Below are 19,364 nucleotides of genomic sequence, written 5' to 3'. Positions count from 1 at the left end.
CTTTTTTAGTTTAGATAGAAAATGAAATATTTATATTATAATACGGCGTCAAGAGCTTCTGAAGGTTTACTCGATAGAAGATCTTGTCTTTTAATTCTTTTAGCTGAAGCAAAATTGAGTAATAGAATAGCTGTTGTTCCAAAATTTAAACTTTTGTCTAGTCATAATAATGGAAAATCATTTTGGAGTTATCTGATTGATACTTATGTAAGTCTAGAGAAAATTGAAGTTGATTACATTTTAGAGGAAGAATTTGAGGAAATCAGAAGTACTATTTCAGAAGCATCAATTAAATATATCAAGACTAAAACTTTCAATTTCGATACAGCTCATAAGTTGGTAGTGCGAGAATTAAAAACTGATAATTTCTGGAAATTAAAGAACTTATATGAAGTAAATGCACTTGCTAGATTGTATCATGGATTCGGAGCAAAATTTGTTATACCTATAGTTGATGCTCCAGATTACATAAAGGAAATTGGAGAGCGTATATTAGACCAATTAGAACAACCTGTAATAGGTCTACATTTAAGACGTGGAGATCGATTAAATAAAAAATTAGATGCAAGCATGAATCCGGATGTTTTGATTGATAAATTAAACCAATTTCAATATAAATCGGTTTTTTATTGTACTAACGATAGTAGTTATAAAATCGAAAACCCTAAGTTTTTTTCAAATATTGATTTTAAAGATGAGTTTGGTGAAATTGCAGATAACTATTTACGTTTTGCAATAGAAATGTACGTTGTAGATAATTGTGACATTTCGGTAAGAACCTTTAAAGATTCTTCTCCAGCATTTTATAAAACTAATAAAGAGAATAGCAACTACGCAATATGCGATTATAGCATGCATGGATCTCACAACACCTTTAAATCTGTGCCAAAAAAGTTGTTTAAATGTATTTATGATTTAAATCAATCCATACCGAATAAACGGTTTACACCAAACGTACCAATCATTCCTAGAGTTATAAGAGCCTTAGAAAGAAGACTCAGAAGATTGTAGATTTATTTCTTATCTAATTTAGGTTGAAATATAATCGCATTCATATATTTCTTTTTAATTTTAGCCCAAGCTCTATCGGCTTCTAGTCTGGTAGCAAAATTACCGACCCAAACCTTATAATTTGGTGTATTCCAAACGATTTCTACTGGCCATTCACTATAAGAATTTAAGAAATTAGACTTTTCGCGTTGTGCCCTATCAGGATCTACACTTTGGTATACCTGTATCCTATATATTTTCGTCGTTTTTATATCCTTTTTATATTCTAATAGTTTGCCTATCTCACTGTCTTGGCTTATTTGCACTTCCCCTTGCTGCGCATTGAGCGAAAATGAAAGCGCAAGGATCGAAATTGAGATAGTCAAATATTGGGTTTTAAACGTCATAATTATGTATTTAAATGCAAAGATATTATAATGAACGAAATTGTTTAAAAAATCTTATTTAGAATTACTATAAATTAGTTATTAACACTTCTCTAAGATTTCTAAAATCGACTTTATATCTTACTTTTGCATGAGTTTTTATAAACATGTTTTTTCTCTATAAATGAAAAAATCGTACCAAAGTTTAGAAGATAATTCAACTAACAATATGAAACAGGTGATCTACCGTAATTTAACCTCAAATATTCTTTATTTAGGTTTCATTTTATTATTCACGTTTTCAACCTCTCTTACAGCGCAAGAAGGTGATCCTGTAAATGGAAAAGCTTTATTTAATGCCAATTGTGCAGCCTGTCATAAATTAGACAAGCCAATGACTGGTCCTGCACTACGAAACGTAGAAGCAAGACTTTCAGAAGAACAAGGTTTGGATAGGACATGGCTTAATTCTTGGATTCGTAATAGTGCTGCAATGATTAAGTCGGGCGATGCATATGCGGTAAAAATTTATAACGAGTACAATAAAACGGCAATGACTGCTTTTCCGCAGTTAGATGATCAGCAAATTACAGATATATTAGCTTATACGGCTGCGCCAAAGCCTGACCCCGTAATCATTGACAATGGTTCGGAGGAAAAAACGGGAGACAAAGGTGGCGCTTCTAGCGATTTAGTATTAGGTGCTCTAGCATTATTATTTGCTTTATTAGCAATGGCTTTAATTCTTGTAAATCGTACATTAAAACGTTTTGCAGATGCAAAAGGTTTAGAAGTTGCAACTAAAGAAAGTAGAAAGCCTTTATGGAAAGCTTTTGTTGAAAACCAATTTTTGGTGATAGTAACTGTTATTTTCTTCTTATTAGGTAGTGCATACTTTGTTTATGGTTATCTGTCACAAGTAGGAAATGATCAGGGCTATGAGCCTGTTCAGCCAATCCATTATTCGCACAGAATACATGCAGGTGATAATGGTATCGATTGTAAGTACTGTCATTCGTCTGCAAGAGTTAGTAAGCATTCAGGAATACCGTCTCTTAACATATGTATGAACTGTCATAAATCGATTTCAAATGTAGCGCCAGAAACTTTGGCTGAAGGAAAAGATTACGGGGTAGATTATGACGCAGAAATTCAAAAATTATATGATGCTGTCGGTTGGGATGGTGTTGCATATACAGGTGATTCTAAACCCGTAAAATGGATAAGAATTCATAATTTACCAGACTTTGCATATTTTAATCACTCACAACACGTTTCAGTTGCTGGTATAGAATGTCAAACTTGCCACGGACCCGTTGAAGAAATGGAGATTATGTATCAGCACTCACCATTAACTATGGGCTGGTGTATTAATTGTCATAGAGAGACAAATGTAAAAGTGAAGGATAACGAATATTACACTAAAATCCACGAGCAACTATCTAAGAAGTATGGTGTTGAGCAGCTAACTGCGGCGCAAATGGGAGGATTAGAATGTGGGAAGTGTCATTATTAATAAAATAAGAATAAGAAGTAATTCAAAATTATATGTCATCAAACAAGAAATACTGGAAAAGTGTTGAAGAGCTAAACGAAAATAGCTCTATTGTTGAGACGCTACAACAAAACGAATTTGTGGAAGCAATTCCTACAGATGAATTTTTAGGTGATAAAGAGGCCTTAGAGTCTTCATCAACATCGCGTCGTGATTTCTTAAAGTACGTCGGGTTTAGTACAGCTGCAGCTTCATTAGCAGCTTGTGAAGGACCTGTTATTAAGTCAATTCCTTATGTAGTGCAGCCTACGGAGATTATTCCTGGTGTAGCAAACTATTATGCAACTACAATTGCAAACGGTTTTGACTTTGCAAGTGTTTTAGTGAAAACAAGAGAGGGACGACCAATAAAAATTGAGAATAATACAGATGCAGCAACTAATGGTATTGCAAATGCTAGAGTTAATGCATCCGTTTTAGGATTGTATGATAACCTAAGAGTTAAGACGCCTATGAAAGGTGAAGAGTCTATTTCTTGGGAAACATTTATGTCTGAAACATCTTCAAAATTAAATGGACTTAGTGATGGTAAACAAATTGTTGTTTTAACATCATCAATGCCAAGTCCATCTACAAATAAATTAGTTGCGGATTTCGCTTCAAAATACGGCAACGTAAAGCATGTTGCATACGATGCTATTTCAGCATCTGAAACTTTAGATGCTTATAAAGCAAAGTATGGTAAAAGAGGAATGGCTAATTACGATTTCTCTAAAGCTAAAACTATAGTTTCAATCGGTGCAGATTTTCTAGGCGATTGGCAAGGAGGCGGTTTTGATTCTGGATATTCTACAAAGAGAATTCCAGATCATGGAAAAATGTCTAGACACATTCAGTTTGAGTCTAATATGTCTTTAACTGGTGCGAATGCAGACAAGCGCGTTCCATTAAAGCCAAGTGAGCAAAAATTAGCTCTTGCAAAACTATATAGCTATGTTACTGGTGTGGCATTGCCAGGTTCTTTATCAGAAGGTTTAGATAAGGTGGTAAAAGCAGCTGCAAAGGAAGTAATTGAAGCAGGAAGTAATGCTGTTGTTGTATCTGGTATACAAGATGTTAATGCACAAACTACAGTTTTAGAGTTAAATGAGCACTTACGTAGTAAGGCATTTGATCCGAATACTACAATACATACAAGAGAAGGAAATAATAATGCAGTAATGCAATTTATTTCTGATATGAATTCTGGAAAAGTTGGAGCCGTTATCATGAATGGTGTTAATCCAATGTATACATTACCGAATGCATCAGAATTTTCTGAAGGTTTGGCAAAAGTAGATTTGTCTATTGCTTTTTCTATGAAGCAAGATGAGACATCAGTTAATTGTGATTATATAGCTGCCGCACCTCATAATTTAGAATCTTGGGGAGACTTCGAATTGAAAACTGGTCATTATTCTATGATGCAACCAACAATTCGTCCGTTATTTGATACAAAGCAATTTCAAGAAGTACTAATGGGTTGGACTGGTAAGTCTGGTTCTTACAGAGATTTCTTAAAATCATATTGGACAAGTAACATATTAAATGGAGCTTCCTTCAATAAAGCTGTACAAGACGGTGTTTATGTTTCTGGCTCATCTGGTAATAAAGGCACTGGAACAACAACTATTGAAACAAGTTCTACTGAGTTAAAAGATAAGAAAGATAGAACTTTTGTTGGAGGTATTATACATGATGTAGCAGTCGGTGTTGGTATTAAAGATGAAGATAAGGATGAATATCAGACCACAACTACATCTACCACAATAAATAATAATGGGACAGATGCAGAATCTGTTCTGTCAGGTGGTAGTGCAGCACGAGCGCTAGCAAATTCCGCTAAGTCTCAAGGTGGAATGGAACTTTCTCTTTATACCAAAGTTGGTATGGGAGATGGTCAGCAGGCTAACAATCCTTGGTTACAAGAATTTCCTGATCCGATTACAAGAACAACATGGGATAATTACGTAACTGTATCTAAGGCTGACGCTGAAAGTATGGAGTTAGTAAACGAAAATGTTGCTAACGGTGGGTTAAATGGTAGTTACGTAAATATTACTGTAAATGGCGTAACATTAGAAAATGTACCAGTTATTATTCAACCAGGTCAAGCAAAAGGTACGGTTGGTATGGCATTTGGTTATGGTCGTACATCAGCAGCATTAAAGGAAGCAATGAAAACTGGTGTTAATGCTTATACATTATACCAAGACTTCAATACAGTACAAGATGTGACTTTAGAAAAGTCATCTGGCATGCATGAGTTTGCTTGTGTGCAATTGCATAATACATTAATGGGTCGTGGGGATATCATTAAAGAAACTACTTTAGAAGTATTCAATACAAAGGATAAACATGTTTGGAATAAAGTTCCAGAAGTATCCTTAAATCATATAGAAACTCCTGTAACATCTCCAGATGTTGATTTATGGGATGAATTCGATCGTTCAATTGGGCATCATTTTAATTTATCAATTGATTTAAATGCTTGTACGGGTTGTGGAGCGTGTGTAATTGCATGTCATGCAGAAAATAATGTTCCTGTTGTTGGTAAGACTGAAATGAGAAGAAGTAGAGATATGCATTGGTTGCGTATTGACAGATATTATTCTCATCAAGAAACATTCGAAGCGGATGATGCTAAGAAAGATGGATTTTCGGGCTTATTCGGTGATAATGGATCTTTAGGAGGATTTGGTGAGATGGAAGATCCTGCGGACAATCCACAGGTGGCATTCCAGCCTGTAATGTGTCAACATTGTAATCATGCACCTTGTGAAACAGTTTGTCCTGTTGCAGCAACTGCTCATGGTCGTCAAGGTCAGAATCATATGGCATATAATCGTTGTGTAGGTACAAGATATTGTGCAAACAACTGTCCATATAAAGTACGTCGTTTTAACTGGTTCTTATATAATAAGAACGATGAGTTTGACTATTATATGAACGATGATTTAGGGCGTATGGTATTAAATCCAGATGTTACTGTAAGATCTCGTGGTGTAATGGAAAAATGTTCTATGTGTATTCAAAAAACACAAAAAACAATCCTAGACGCTAAGCGCGATGGAAGATTAGTAAAAGATGGAGAATTTCAAACGGCTTGTTCTGCAGCATGTGGAAACGGTGCTATGATATTTGGTGATATCAATAATAAAGACAGTAAGATTGCAGAATTAAAAGAAGATGATCGTATGTATCACTTATTAGAAAGCGTAGGGACTAAACCAAACGTAATCTATCAGACAAAAGTGAGAAACACATCAGAAGCATAAATAATAAAGAAACAAGTATATAATTATGGCGTCTCATTACGAAGCACCTATTAGAAGACCTTTAGTAACTGGAGAAAAATCGTATCACGATGTTACTGTTGATGTAGCTAGACCAGTTGAAGGCAAAGCCAACAAAGCATGGTGGATTGTTTTCAGTATAGCGTTGGTTGCGTTCCTTTGGGGAATAGGTTGTATTATTTACACAATATCTACTGGTATTGGAGTTTGGGGTCTTAATAAGACTGTAAACTGGGCTTGGGATATTACTAACTTTGTTTGGTGGGTTGGTATCGGTCACGCAGGAACTTTAATCTCTGCGGTACTTTTACTTTTCCGTCAAAAATGGAGAATGGCAATTAACCGTTCTGCGGAGGCCATGACAATATTCTCGGTTGTTCAAGCAGGTTTATTTCCAATTATTCACATGGGTCGACCATGGCTGGCATATTGGGTGTTACCAATACCAAACCAATTTGGTTCGTTGTGGGTAAACTTTAATTCGCCATTGCTTTGGGATGTATTCGCAATTTCTACGTATTTATCTGTGTCATTAGTGTTTTGGTGGACTGGTTTATTACCAGATTTTGCAATGATTAGGGACAGAGCTGTTAGACCGTTCCAAAAGAAAATTTATTCCTTATTAAGTTTTGGTTGGTCTGGTAGAGCTAAAGATTGGCAGCGTTTTGAAGAAGTATCTTTAGTACTTGCTGGTTTAGCAACGCCTCTAGTACTGTCTGTTCATACTATTGTATCATTTGATTTCGCAACATCTGTTATTCCTGGCTGGCATACAACTATATTTCCGCCTTACTTTGTAGCAGGCGCAATTTTCTCTGGGTTTGCCATGGTAAACACCTTACTTATTATTATGAGAAAAGTGTGTAATCTTGAGGATTATATTACTGTACAGCATATAGAATTAATGAATATTGTAATAATGCTTACAGGTTCTATTGTAGGTGTGGCATATATTACAGAGCTATTTATAGCATGGTATTCTGGCGTAGAATATGAGCAATATGCATTCTTAAATAGAGCAACTGGTCCTTACTGGTGGGCATACTGGTCTATGATGTGTTGTAATGTATTTTCTCCGCAATTTATGTGGTTTAAGAAACTTAGAACTAGTATTATGTTCTCATTCTTTATTTCTATTGTTGTAAATATTGGAATGTGGTTTGAACGTTTTGTAATTATCGTTACTTCATTACATAGAGATTATTTACCATCATCTTGGACAATGTTCTCTCCTACATTTGTGGATATAGGAATATTCATAGGAACTATAGGTTTCTTCTTTGTGCTATTCTTATTGTACTCACGTACATTCCCAGTTATAGCGCAAGCAGAAGTTAAAACTATTTTAAAATCATCTGGTGAGCGTTATAAGAAAATTAGAGAAAGAGGGGATAGTTTAGTTGGTACTGGTTCAGATACAAGAACTTCTAATGTTGCACCAAGTATAACGGCATCTGTAAAGGGGGCATTACCAGATAATAGCAATGAAAAAGTAAACAATCTTTTAGGTACTATAGGGTCGTTTGATTCAAATACTGAAACTGCTGATGATTTAAAAAGGATTAGTGGTGTTGGACCAAAGATGGAAGATGTTCTTAACAGCATTGGTATTTATACATTCTTGCAAGTAAGTAAGATGACGAAAACAGAATATGATTTGTTAGATTCAATTACAGGTTCTTTCCCAGGAAGAGCAGAAAGAGATGATTGGGCAGGGCAAGCTAAAAATTTATTAAATAACTAATATAGTTTATGGAAGCTTCGAAAGTAATTCATGCTATTTATACAGATGATGATGTATTAATGTCAGCCGTAAAAAAAGTAAAGGCAGAAAAACATCATATAGAAGAAATATACACGCCTTTTCCAGTTCATGGATTAGATAAGGTAATGGGCTTAGCACCTACACGATTAGCGATAACGGCATTTATGTATGGTTGTGTTGGTTTAACAGTTGCAATTGTGATGATGAATTTTATAATGATTAAAGATTGGCCTCAAGATATTGGTGGTAAGCCAAGTTTTAGTTACTTAGAAAACATGCCAGCTTTTGTACCAATAATGTTTGAGCTTACTGTATTTTTTGCAGCTCACTTAATGGTAATAACATTTTACTTAAGAAGTAGAATGTGGCCATTTAAAAAGGCTGAAAACCCAGACCCAAGAACAACAGATGACCATTTCTTAATGGAAATAGCATTGCATAATAATGAAAACGAATTAACGTCATTATTACAAGAAACAGGAGCTGTTGAAATAAATATTGTAGATAAAGAAGAAGATGCACATTAATATGAAGACATCCTTAAAATATATCGTAGTATTAGTAATGTTGGTAGGCTTAGTGTCTTGCAAAAAGAATTCAAGACCAAACTATCAATATATGCCTAACATGTATGAATCTGTTGGGTACGAAGCCTATCAAGAATCAGATGCTTTTGCAAGTGGTTTTGAAGCGCAATTGCCAGCAGAAGGCACAATTCCTAGAGGAGATTTTATGCCTTACGAAATTGAAAATACTAATGAAGGTTATGATTTAGCAAAAGCAACTTTAAAAAATCCTTTAGCAGACGCTGTTCCATTGGATGAAATGCCAGTTGCCACTGATTCAGATAAGGTTAGAATTGATTATGCCAAGGGAGGACCTTTGTACACAGTTTATTGTGCAATTTGCCATGGTGTAAAAGGTGATGGACAAGGTAAATTAATGCAAAGAGAAAAGATACTCGGTGTACCAAGTTATGATGATGCAGGAAGAGCAATTACAACTGGTAGTATTTATCATGTTATATATTATGGTAAGAATACTATGGGCTCTTATGCAAACCAGCTTAATGAAGAGGAGCGTTGGCAGGTTGTGGCTTATGTTGAAAAGCTAAAGGCAGATTTAGAAAAGTAAGATTTAGATAAAGATTATATAATGGAATATAAAATTTCAAATCGATTAAGAATAGGAGCAATCGTCATGATAGTTTTAGGACTTTTAGGTGTTGCTTACGGCTTTATGGATTCTCATAAATATGAAGATGTTGAGGACGTTAAAGAGCTTCTAGCAAGTGAGCATCACGGTCATGGAGAAGTTCATGGGGTAGAATCACATGATGATGGACATGCCGAACAAGAACATTCAGAATCTCATGCTGAATTAGCTAGTCACACAGATCAAATTCATGGAGAAGACGCTCATGGAGCAGAGCATGCAGAGGAAGGACATAAAATGAGTCATGAAGAACACGTTCTTCATCAAATTCACAATAGACCATACTCAGCATTATATGTTGCTGCGTTCTTTTTCTTTATGATTGCTTTAGGTGTCTTAGCATTTTACGCCATACAATATGCTGCGCAAGCAGGTTGGTCGCCAGTTCTATTTAGAGTAATGGAAGGAATAACATCTTACGTCCTACCTGGTGGTTTAATAGTATTGGCAATAGCTTATGTTGCAGATAGTCACATTTTTATTTGGATGGATCCAGACGTTGTTGCACACGATGAACTTATTCAAGGTAAAGCTGGTTGGTTAAACAAAGCCGGGTTTATGATCAGAGGTTTCATCTTTTTAGGTGGTTGGTCTTTATACAGATATTTTTCAAGAAAATTCTCTTTAGCGCAAGATGAAGCAGATGATAATAGAAACTTTAAAAAGAACTTTAGAATTTCAGCAGGTTTCCTAGTGTTTTATATTTACACAGAGTCAATGATGTCTTGGGATTGGATAATGAGTGTTGACCCTCACTGGTTTAGTACATTATTTGGATGGTATGTATTTGCAAGTATGTTTGTAAGTGGAATAACAGTTATAGCCATCGTAACAATATACTTAAAATCTAAAGGTTTACTAGAATTTGTAAATGACAGCCATATCCACGATTTAGCTAAATTTATGTTTGGTATCAGTATTTTCTGGACATACTTGTGGTTCTCACAGTTCATGCTTATTTGGTATTCCAATATTCCTGAAGAAGTAACATATTTTGTTACACGTATTGAAGATTATAACTTACCATTTTTTGGAATGCTAGCTATGAATTTTATTTTCCCACTATTATTATTAATGAATAGTGACTATAAGCGAATCAATTGGTTTGTCGTTATGGCTGGTATTGTAATTCTTTGTGGCCATTACATAGATATATTTAATATGATTATGCCTGCAACTGTTGGTGATAGATGGTTTATTGGTATACCCGAAGTTGGATCCATATTATTATTTGGTGGCATTTTCTTATTGTTTGTATTTACAGCTTTAGGAAAAGCGCCATTATTAGCGAAGCGAAATCCATTTATGAAGGAAAGTGAACATTTCCATTATTAATTATTAAAAAGAACAGAAACGATAATGACTGCTTTATTAACGATTATAATTGTACTCTTTGTAGCTATTGCCATATGGCAATTAGTGAAGATTTTTGATTTGGCTCAAGCTGGTACTTCAAGTTCGCTAGTAGCCGATGATAGGGATAATAAGTTGAATGGTTACATGATGATGGTGTTCTTAGCATTCATCTATATCATTACTATTTTGTGCTTTTGGTATTTAGGGGATTTGCCTCTTATGTCTAATTCAGCCTCAGAACATGGTCCAGAGATTGATAGTTTAATGATTATTACAATGATTGTAATATTTATTGTGCAAACTGTAACACAATATTTACTTCATTATTTCGCATTTAAGTATAGAGGTGAAAAAGGAAAGAAGGCCTTGTTCTATGCAGATAACAATACATTAGAAGCCATCTGGACAATTATACCCGTTATAGTGCTTGCTGGTTTAATTTTATATGGGTTATTTACATGGAATGATATAATGGATGTGAGTGATGAAGAAGATCCAATGATAATAGAATTGTATGCGCAGCAATTTAATTGGAAAGCCAGATATGGTGGTGATGATAATGTTTTAGGAAAAGCTAATGTAAGATTAATTGATCTGGACAGAGCGAACATACTAGGTGTAGCCGAAGATGATCCTAATGCACAAGATGATGTTATCGTTACAGAACTTCATTTACCTAAAGGAAGGCCAGTATTATTTAAAATGCGTTCTCAGGATGTATTACACTCAGCTTACATGCCTCATTTCAGAGCGCAAATGAACTGTGTGCCTGGGATGGTAACCCAATTTGGATTTACACCTTCAGTAACTACTGAAGAAATGCGACAGAACCCTGATATTCAGGAGAAGGTTATGAATATTAACCAGATAAGAGTAGAAAAAAGTAAGGAGCTAACTGCAGATGGAGAAGAGGCTTTAGAGCTTTACGAATTTGATTATTTATTATTATGTAATAAGATTTGTGGAAGATCGCATTACAATATGCAAATGAAAATTATTGTGGAAACTCAAGAAGAATTTGACGCTTGGATGTCAGAACAAAAAACTTTCGCCAACTCGTTAAATTAAGAATTAAATTATTTTAAGAAATAGATAAAGAGATTATGTCAGCAACAGTAGATACACACGGTCACGATGACCACGACGTACATCATCATAAAGAAACTTTCATAACTAAATACATATTTAGTCAGGATCATAAGATGATTGCTAAGCAGTATTTAATAACTGGTGTTATTGTTATGGGTATTATTGGAATAATGATGTCCTTAATGATAAGAATGCAGATTGCATGGCCGGAAGAGCCAAATGTTGTTTTTGATGCACTTTTAGGGAAATGGGCTCCTGATGGAGTTATGGATGCAGATATATATCTTGCTTTAGTTACAATACATGGTACTATAATGGTATTCTTTGTATTAACCGCTGGTTTGAGTGGTACATTTAGTAATTTGTTAATTCCATTACAATTAGGTGCTAGAGATATGGCCTCAGGATTTCTTAATATGATTTCTTATTGGTTATTTTTCTTATCTAGCCTTTTAATGGTGCTTTCTTTCTTTGTTGAGTCAGGACCAGCAGCGGCAGGTTGGACTATTTACCCACCGCTTTCTGCATTACCAATGGCCCAACCAGGATCAGGATCGGGTATGACAATGTGGTTAGTTTCAATGGCTATTTTTATTGCATCATCATTGTTAGGATCTCTAAACTATATTGTAACCGTAATTAATTTACGTACTAAAGGTATGTCAATGACGAGAATGCCATTAACCATATGGGCTTTTTTCGTAACTGCTGTAATTGGTGTGATATCCTTTCCAGTATTATTGTCAGCTGCATTATTGTTAATAATGGATAGAAGCTTCGGAACATCCTTCTTCTTATCTGATATATTTATACAAGGTGAAGTATTACATTATCAAGGTGGCTCTCCAGTGCTGTACGAGCATTTATTTTGGTTTTTAGGTCACCCAGAAGTATATATTGTATTATTACCAGCTTTAGGGATAACATCTGAGGTAATTGCTACTAACGCAAGAAAACCTATTTTTGGTTACAGAGCTATGATAATGTCAATTTTGGCAATAGCATTTTTATCCACAATAGTTTGGGGTCACCACATGTTTATTTCAGGCATGAACCCGTTCTTAGGTTCTGTATTTACTTTTACAACATTGTTAATTGCAATTCCGTCTGCGGTCAAGGCATTTAACTATATTACAACCCTCTGGAAAGGAAACTTGCAACTCAATCCTGCGATGTTATTTTCTATAGGTTTGGTGTCAACTTTCATAACAGGTGGTTTAACAGGAATTATTTTAGGTGATAGTGCATTAGATATTAATGTTCATGATACATATTTTGTAGTTGCTCACTTCCACTTGGTAATGGGTATTTCTGCACTATACGGTGTATTTGCCGGTGTTTATCATTGGTTTCCTAAAATGTTTGGTCGAATGATGAATAAAAATCTAGGTTATATTCATTTTTGGTTGACTGCAATTTGTGCTTATGGGGTGTTTTTCCCTATGCATTTTATTGGTATGGCAGGTTTACCAAGACGCTATTATACTAACTCGAATTTTCCGTTATTTGACGATACAATAGATACGCAACAATTAATTACAATTTTCGCCTTAGCAGCTGGTGTTGCTCAGTTAATATTTTTATGGAATTTCTTATACTCAATTTTTTATGGAAAAAAGGCAGAAAAGAATCCATGGAGGTCTACAACTTTAGAATGGACGACTGAAGTAAAACATATACATGGAAACTGGGAAGGTGACATACCTCATGTATACAGATGGCCATATGATTATAGTAAGCCAGGGCATGATGTTGATTTTGTTCCACAGAATGTACCTTTATATGAAGGTGAAGAAGAATTACAACATTAAACCGATTGAAAATATTAATCTCTAAAAGGAGATTTATAATATCAAAAGCCTTTCTATTTCAGAAAGGCTTTTTCGTTATATTTGAGTAATCAATACTAATTAAAAAAGATTTCCATTTTCATAGATACTAAAGATGAATGAAAACTTAAATCCATCCAACGAAGATTTTAGCCCGGAAGAACTTGATGTCGAAAAAAAGTTAAGACCATTAACTTTTGAAGATTTTACAGGACAAGATCAGGTTTTAGAGAATTTGTTGGTGTTTGTTCAAGCTGCAAATCTTAGAGGTGAAGCATTAGATCACACACTATTTCATGGACCTCCAGGTTTAGGTAAGACCACATTGGCTCACATTTTAGCCAATGAATTAGAAGTTGGTATAAAAGTAACATCAGGACCGGTTTTAGACAAACCTGGTGATTTAGCAGGATTACTTACTAATTTAGAAGACCGAGATGTATTATTTATAGATGAGATTCATCGGCTAAGCCCAATTGTTGAAGAGTATTTGTATTCAGCAATGGAAGATTATAAAATAGATATTATGATAGAGTCTGGCCCTAATGCCAGAACAGTTCAAATTAATTTAAATCCATTTACATTAGTTGGTGCAACGACACGTTCAGGCTTGTTAACGGCTCCTATGCGAGCCAGATTTGGAATAAGTAGTCGTTTACAATATTATAAAACGGACTTACTTACAACAATTGTGCAGAGAAGTGCTTCAATATTAGATGTTCCAATCTCTATGGAAGCAGCTATTGAAATTGCAGGAAGAAGTCGTGGAACTCCTCGTATAGCAAATGCTCTATTAAGACGTGTAAGAGATTTTGCCCAGATAAAAGGAGATGGAAATATAGATATAAATATCGCCAAGTTTGCATTAGAAGCTCTTAACGTAGATGCTCATGGTTTAGATGAGATGGATAATAAAATTCTTAACACCATAATTGAGAAATTTAAGGGTGGACCAGTTGGAATAAGCACTATAGCAACTGCGGTTAGTGAAAGTACAGAAACTATTGAAGAAGTATATGAGCCATTTTTAATTCAGCAAGGTTTTATAATGCGAACTCCAAGAGGTAGAGAAGTTACTGAGCAAGCTTATAAACATCTTGGAAAAATAAAAGGACCAACTCAAGGTGGTTTATTTTGATAAATAATAAAACTAAATACACACAATTTATTAAATCCGAAGCCAAACGCCTCGGATTTTTATCATGTGGTATTAGCAAAGCTGAGTTTTTAGAAGTAGAAGCACCTCGATTAGAAAAATGGTTAAAGAATAATGCGCATGGTGAAATGCGTTATATGGAAAATCATTTCGATAAACGTCTAGATCCAACTCTACTTGTTGAAGGCTCTAAAAGTGTCATCTCTTTATTATTAAATTATTATCCTTCAGAGTTTCAGAATGAAGATTCTTATAAGTTATCCAAATACGCATACGGTGCCGATTATCATTTTGTAATCAAGGACAAGCTAAAATCACTCTTACATTGTATTCAAGATGAAATAGGTGAGGTTGGCGGACGTGCATTTGTTGATTCAGCACCAGTTTTAGATAAGGCTTGGGCGGCTAAATCTGGGTTAGGTTGGGTTGGTAAACATTCTAATTTACTAACTCAAAAAGTTGGTTCTTTTTACTTTATTGCCGAATTAATAATCGATTTAGAATTAGATTATGATACACCTGTTACAGATCATTGCGGCACATGTACAGCGTGCATAGATGCTTGCCCTACAAAAGCAATAACAGAACCTTTTGTTGTTGATGGTAGTAAATGCATATCTTATTTTACCATAGAGTTAAAAGATAATATGCCTTCAGAATTTAAAGACAAATTTGACGACTGGATGTTTGGTTGTGATATTTGCCAAGATGTATGCCCATGGAATCGTTTTTCTAAACCACATAATGAGCCTTTGTTTAATGCGCATCCTGAGTTATTAGATATGACAAAAAAGGATTGGGGTGAAATTACCGAAGATACCTTCAAAAAGGTATTTAAAAAATCTGCTGTAAAGCGTACTAAGTTTTCTGGATTAGAACGGAATATTAAATTTTTGAAAAAATAAGATGAATGAAATTATTTTTAATTTTATACATACTACTTCTTTATAGCTGTTGCCCAAATAAGAATGTTGTTTATATTGAATCGATTCCCCAAAATTTAATTAATAATGATAATAGGTTTGATGTAAATAATTCTATCTACCCAGTAGATAAAACATTTTTGTATCAATGTAAAATTGAACATAACAACAAGCTTTTAAATACGGAGCTAAAATATATTAAGTTAATAATACAAGGAACAACGAAGCCTTTCTCAAATTTTGATCCCGACTATAGTCAAACTGTAATTAAATTTGAATATTTAGACAAAAGTAAAAAACGAATACTCTATGAAAGAACCGGCTTGGTAGAAAATGCTTTTAATATATGGATGCATCCTCCTAGACAAGCAGATTTAGATGTATTACAACTTTCAGCTTTTCCATATGTAAAATTTAATTCTTTCAAAAAATGGAAATGGGTATTAGACGCATCTTACGGTAGATACCAAAATTTGCACTTAACGCACTATTATAAAAAGCAAGAGGAAAAATTATATAAAACTAATCTTGGTAAGCTTAAATGCACCTTGATAAAGGCAGAAACAAAGAGCAGTATTAAAACTACTAGGTCCGAGTTTTTGTTTAATCAGAAGTTTGGGTTTATAAAGATGAAGTTTTTCACTATCGAAAACACTACAATTACACTAGAATTGTTAAAATAGATTTCTGTTAAAACTAATATTTCAATTTGTATATAATCAAAATTTTCAATTCATATCTTTGCGTATTAATCCAGTTAGATTATGAGCAAACAAAGTAAACGTTTAGAAGCCTTATTATACCACGCTAAACCAACTCCCGGAAAAATAAAAGTTGTTCCAACTAAAAAATATGCATCTCAAAGAGACTTATCGTTGGCATATTCACCTGGTGTTGCAGAACCTTGCCTAGAAATAGAAAAAGATGTCAATAACGTTTATAAGTATACCGCAAAAGGAAATCTAGTTGCAGTAATATCTAACGGAACAGCAGTTTTAGGTTTAGGCAATATAGGACCAGAGGCCTCTAAACCTGTAATGGAAGGAAAAGGTCTATTATTTAAAATCTTTGCAGACATTGATGTTTTTGATATTGAAGTTGATACGGAAGATGTAGATACATTTATTGAGACAGTTAAGAATATTGCTCCCACTTTTGGTGGTATAAATTTAGAAGATATAAAGGCACCTGAAGCTTTTGAAATTGAGCGTCGTTTAAAGGAAGAACTAGATATACCAGTAATGCACGACGATCAGCACGGAACTGCAATTATCTCGGCTGCTGCATTGATTAATGCTTTAGAATTAGCAGAAAAGAAAATAGACCAAGTAAATATTGTTGTTAGTGGTGCTGGTGCAGCTGCAATATCTTGTACACGTTTATATCAGGCATTTGGTGCTAAGCGGGAGAATATTGTGATGTTAGATAGTAAAGGTGTAATTAGAAATGACAGAGATAATCTTACATCTCAAAAAGCTGAATTTGCAACGCATCGTAAAATTGATACACTTACCGAGGCTATGAAAAATGCAGATGTGTTTATTGGTTTATCTCAACCAGATATTGTAAGCCCAGCGATGCTAAAATCTATGGAGGCAAACCCTATTGTATTTGCAATGGCCAATCCTGTTCCAGAAATTGACTATAATTTAGCAATAGATACGCGAGATGATATTATTATGGCAACTGGTCGTAGTGATCATCCTAACCAAGTTAATAACGTATTAGGTTTCCCATTTATATTTAGAGGTGCATTGGATGTTAGAGCAACAAAGATTAATGAGGCCATGAAGATGGCGGCTGTTAAAGCATTATCTAATTTAGCAAAAGAACCTGTACCAGAACAAGTAAATATAGCTTATGCAGAAACCAAGTTAACTTTTGGGAGAGATTACATTATACCAAAACCTTTTGATCCTAGATTAATTGCTGAAGTACCTCCTGCTGTTGCAAAAGCTGCTATAGAAAGTGGAGTAGCCAAAGAGCCGATAGAAGATTGGGAGCGCTATAAAAATTCATTGTTAGAGCGTTTAGGTTCTGATAATAAATTAATAAGATTATTATTGAATAAAGCGCGCAATAATCCCAAACGCGTAGTTTTCGCAGAAGCAGATCAACTCGATGTTTTAAAAGCCGCTCAAATTGCATATGATGAAGGTGTTGCTATACCAATTCTTCTAGGAAGAAAAGACACTATATCGGCCCTTATGAAAGAGATTGAGTTTGACGGAGAGGTTGAGATTATTGATCCAAAATCTGATGAAGAATTAAATCGAAAAAATCAATATGCAGAAGCTTATTGGCTTCAAAAAAAGCTTAAAGGTGTCACAAAATATTCTGCTCAGAAAATAATGCGTGAGCGCAATTATTTTGCGGCAATGATGGTCAATGAAGGAGATGCAGATGCCTTAATATCAGGGTATTCAACAAGTTATCCAAAAGTTGTAAAACCGATGTTGGAGCTAATTGGTATGGCAAAAGGTGTAACAAGAATTGCAACAACTAATATTATGATGACTCAAAGAGGACCTATGTTTTTGAGTGATACCGCAATTAATATAAATCCAAGTTCTGAAGATTTAGCTAAAATTGCATACATGACGTCTAAAGTTGCAAAAATGTTAGGTATAGAACCCGTTATTGCCATGACGTCTTATTCTAATTTTGGATCTTCAGATAACGCTGATGCAAAAAAAGTTAGAGATGCTGTAAGCTATCTTCACGAGACATATCCAGATATGGTGGTTGATGGTGAATTACAAATAGATTTTGCATTAAATTCTAAAATGCTTCAAGATATTTTTCCTTTTTCTAAATTGGCTGGTAGAAAAGTGAATACCCTAATCTTCCCAAATTTAGATTCAGCAAATATTACTTACAAACTACTAAAAGAGTTGAATAAAGCTGAGTCCATTGGGCCGATTATGATTGGTATGAAAAAGCCAGTTCATATTCTTCAATTAGGTGCTAGTGTTGATGAAATTGCCAATATGGTAACTGTTGCTGTTGTTGATGCTCAAGAACGAGAAAAACGCCAACAAAAAAAGTAACTTTCTAAGTTTTAATAACAGCTATTAAATGCAAATAATTTTATTACATTTGGAACATAGACTTTTAACATAAATTTATCAATTTATCCTACCAAAGCACAATTGGTAGACAACCCTTTCTTGATAGGTTTTAATTAAGGTTAATTTATGTTGACAACTGATATTTATGATTACACACTTAGAGGGGAGACTTGTTGAAAAAAATCCTACAGATGTTATTATTGATTGCAATGGAGTGGGTTACTTTATAAACATTTCGCTCAATACATTCTCGCAAATTCCTGACCAAGAAAATTTAAGATTATACACATATCTGCAGGTAAGAGAGGATTCTCATAGCCTATATGGATTTTCATCGAAGACAGAACGCGAAATATTTAAACTTTTAATATCAGTAAGTGGTATTGGAGCAAATACAGCACGTACCATGTTATCTTCACTCTCACCAGAACAAGTAAAAGAAGGGATAGCTACTGGTGATGTAGCATTAATTCAAAGTGTAAAAGGAATTGGTGTAAAAACTGCACAACGTGTTATCATTGATTTAAAAGATAAAGTGTTAAAAGTTTATGGTATAGATGAACTTTCTTTAATACCAAACAATACGAATAAAGATGAAGCGTTATCTGCTTTAGATGTTTTAGGATTTAATAAAAAACAATCTGAGAAGGTTGTTGATAGAATTTTAAAAACTCAGCCTGAAGCACAAGTAGAACAGATTATTAAAGAAGCTCTCAAAAATTTATAAAACAATTGAACAAAACTAACAATAATA

The 19,364-nt window shown here is 34.3% G+C and carries 15 protein-coding genes; 14 read left to right on the top strand and 1 reads right to left on the bottom strand.

Going from position 1 to position 19,364, the window contains the following annotated elements; translation table 11 throughout:
* The first annotated feature begins 21 nt into the window (after window positions 1–21).
* Window positions 22–1,011, top strand: coding sequence for a hypothetical protein (locus ACFWU4_RS00210; protein WP_411123689.1), 990 nt, complete (start codon window positions 22–24; stop codon window positions 1,009–1,011).
* A 2-nt stretch (window positions 1,012–1,013) separates the two neighbouring features.
* Here ACFWU4_RS00210 and ACFWU4_RS00205 read toward each other — a convergent pair whose 3' ends face one another.
* On the bottom strand, window positions 1,014–1,397 hold the full coding sequence (locus ACFWU4_RS00205; RefSeq protein ID WP_411123687.1) for an SPOR domain-containing protein: 384 nt from the start codon (window positions 1,395–1,397) through the stop codon (window positions 1,014–1,016).
* Window positions 1,398–1,605: 208 nt separating this feature from the next.
* On the opposite strand from ACFWU4_RS00205, the gene ACFWU4_RS00200 reads away from it, so the two are divergent.
* The 13 genes from ACFWU4_RS00200 (at window position 1,606) to ruvA (ending at window position 19,337) form a co-directional block, all read left to right on the top strand.
* Window positions 1,606–2,892 carry a c-type cytochrome gene (locus ACFWU4_RS00200; RefSeq protein WP_411123685.1) on the top strand — a complete coding sequence of 429 codons (1,287 nt, stop codon included), beginning with the start codon at window positions 1,606–1,608 and terminating at the stop codon, window positions 2,890–2,892.
* A gap of 32 nt (window positions 2,893–2,924) precedes the next feature.
* Window positions 2,925–6,188: a TAT-variant-translocated molybdopterin oxidoreductase gene (locus tag ACFWU4_RS00195; protein WP_411123683.1), complete on the top strand. Its 3,264-nt coding sequence runs from the start codon at window positions 2,925–2,927 to the stop codon at window positions 6,186–6,188.
* A 25-nt stretch (window positions 6,189–6,213) separates the two neighbouring features.
* A complete protein-coding gene (nrfD, locus tag ACFWU4_RS00190) occupies window positions 6,214–7,950 on the top strand; it encodes an NrfD/PsrC family molybdoenzyme membrane anchor subunit (RefSeq protein WP_411123681.1) in 1,737 nt (578 codons plus the stop codon).
* Between the two features lie 8 nt (window positions 7,951–7,958).
* Entirely contained in the window at window positions 7,959–8,498 is a 540-nt protein-coding gene (locus tag ACFWU4_RS00185) for a DUF3341 domain-containing protein (protein WP_411123679.1), read from the top strand.
* A gap of 1 nt (window position 8,499) precedes the next feature.
* Window positions 8,500–9,105, top strand: a complete 606-nt coding sequence (locus tag ACFWU4_RS00180) for a c-type cytochrome (protein ID WP_411123677.1) — start codon at window positions 8,500–8,502, stop codon at window positions 9,103–9,105.
* A 21-nt stretch (window positions 9,106–9,126) separates the two neighbouring features.
* Window positions 9,127–10,521 carry a quinol:cytochrome C oxidoreductase gene (locus ACFWU4_RS00175; RefSeq protein WP_411123675.1) on the top strand — a complete coding sequence of 465 codons (1,395 nt, stop codon included), beginning with the start codon at window positions 9,127–9,129 and terminating at the stop codon, window positions 10,519–10,521.
* Window positions 10,522–10,545: 24 nt separating this feature from the next.
* Window positions 10,546–11,610 carry a cytochrome c oxidase subunit II gene (locus ACFWU4_RS00170; RefSeq protein WP_411123673.1) on the top strand — a complete coding sequence of 355 codons (1,065 nt, stop codon included), beginning with the start codon at window positions 10,546–10,548 and terminating at the stop codon, window positions 11,608–11,610.
* A 35-nt stretch (window positions 11,611–11,645) separates the two neighbouring features.
* The gene (locus tag ACFWU4_RS00165) at window positions 11,646–13,442 is read left to right on the top strand and encodes a cbb3-type cytochrome c oxidase subunit I (protein WP_411123671.1); all 1,797 of its coding nucleotides are present in this window, start codon (window positions 11,646–11,648) and stop codon (window positions 13,440–13,442) included.
* 133 nt (window positions 13,443–13,575) lie between these two features.
* Complete coding sequence (gene ruvB, locus ACFWU4_RS00160) at window positions 13,576–14,598, top strand: Holliday junction branch migration DNA helicase RuvB (protein ID WP_411123669.1); 1,023 nt, start codon at window positions 13,576–13,578, stop codon at window positions 14,596–14,598.
* Window positions 14,595–15,521: a tRNA epoxyqueuosine(34) reductase QueG gene (gene queG / locus ACFWU4_RS00155; protein ID WP_411123667.1), complete on the top strand. Its 927-nt coding sequence runs from the start codon at window positions 14,595–14,597 to the stop codon at window positions 15,519–15,521. The genes ruvB and queG overlap by 4 nt, the downstream gene beginning before the upstream one ends.
* A 5-nt stretch (window positions 15,522–15,526) precedes the next feature.
* Entirely contained in the window at window positions 15,527–16,222 is a 696-nt protein-coding gene (locus ACFWU4_RS00150; protein ID WP_411123665.1) for a hypothetical protein, read from the top strand.
* 81 nt (window positions 16,223–16,303) lie between these two features.
* Entirely contained in the window at window positions 16,304–18,589 is a 2,286-nt protein-coding gene (locus tag ACFWU4_RS00145; protein ID WP_411123664.1) for an NADP-dependent malic enzyme, read from the top strand.
* Between the two features lie 166 nt (window positions 18,590–18,755).
* Window positions 18,756–19,337 carry a Holliday junction branch migration protein RuvA gene (gene ruvA / locus ACFWU4_RS00140; protein WP_411123662.1) on the top strand — a complete coding sequence of 194 codons (582 nt, stop codon included), beginning with the start codon at window positions 18,756–18,758 and terminating at the stop codon, window positions 19,335–19,337.
* Window positions 19,338–19,364: the final 27 nt, after the last annotated feature.

This window comes from Winogradskyella sp. PE311, assembly GCF_046545555.1.
Classification (GTDB): Bacteria; Bacteroidota; Bacteroidia; order Flavobacteriales; family Flavobacteriaceae; genus Winogradskyella.
This window is presented reverse-complemented; position numbering and strand designations above follow the sequence as displayed.

Bases quoted from the DNA above. Each gene is read 5' to 3' on its own strand.
- ACFWU4_RS00210 (WP_411123689.1), top strand. From the start codon at position 22: ATGAAATATTTATATTATAATACGGCGTCAAGAGCTTCTGAAGGTTTA.
- ACFWU4_RS00205 (WP_411123687.1), bottom strand. From the start codon at position 1,397: ATGACGTTTAAAACCCAATATTTGACTATCTCAATTTCGATCCTTGCG.
- ACFWU4_RS00200 (WP_411123685.1), top strand. From the start codon at position 1,606: ATGAAACAGGTGATCTACCGTAATTTAACCTCAAATATTCTTTATTTA.
- ACFWU4_RS00195 (WP_411123683.1), top strand. From the start codon at position 2,925: ATGTCATCAAACAAGAAATACTGGAAAAGTGTTGAAGAGCTAAACGAA.
- nrfD (WP_411123681.1), top strand. From the start codon at position 6,214: ATGGCGTCTCATTACGAAGCACCTATTAGAAGACCTTTAGTAACTGGA.
- ACFWU4_RS00185 (WP_411123679.1), top strand. From the start codon at position 7,959: ATGGAAGCTTCGAAAGTAATTCATGCTATTTATACAGATGATGATGTA.
- ACFWU4_RS00180 (WP_411123677.1), top strand. From the start codon at position 8,500: ATGAAGACATCCTTAAAATATATCGTAGTATTAGTAATGTTGGTAGGC.
- ACFWU4_RS00175 (WP_411123675.1), top strand. From the start codon at position 9,127: ATGGAATATAAAATTTCAAATCGATTAAGAATAGGAGCAATCGTCATG.
- ACFWU4_RS00170 (WP_411123673.1), top strand. From the start codon at position 10,546: ATGACTGCTTTATTAACGATTATAATTGTACTCTTTGTAGCTATTGCC.
- ACFWU4_RS00165 (WP_411123671.1), top strand. From the start codon at position 11,646: ATGTCAGCAACAGTAGATACACACGGTCACGATGACCACGACGTACAT.
- ruvB (WP_411123669.1), top strand. From the start codon at position 13,576: ATGAATGAAAACTTAAATCCATCCAACGAAGATTTTAGCCCGGAAGAA.
- ACFWU4_RS00150 (WP_411123665.1), top strand. From the start codon at position 15,527: ATGAAATTATTTTTAATTTTATACATACTACTTCTTTATAGCTGTTGC.
- ACFWU4_RS00145 (WP_411123664.1), top strand. From the start codon at position 16,304: ATGAGCAAACAAAGTAAACGTTTAGAAGCCTTATTATACCACGCTAAA.
- ruvA (WP_411123662.1), top strand. From the start codon at position 18,756: ATGATTACACACTTAGAGGGGAGACTTGTTGAAAAAAATCCTACAGAT.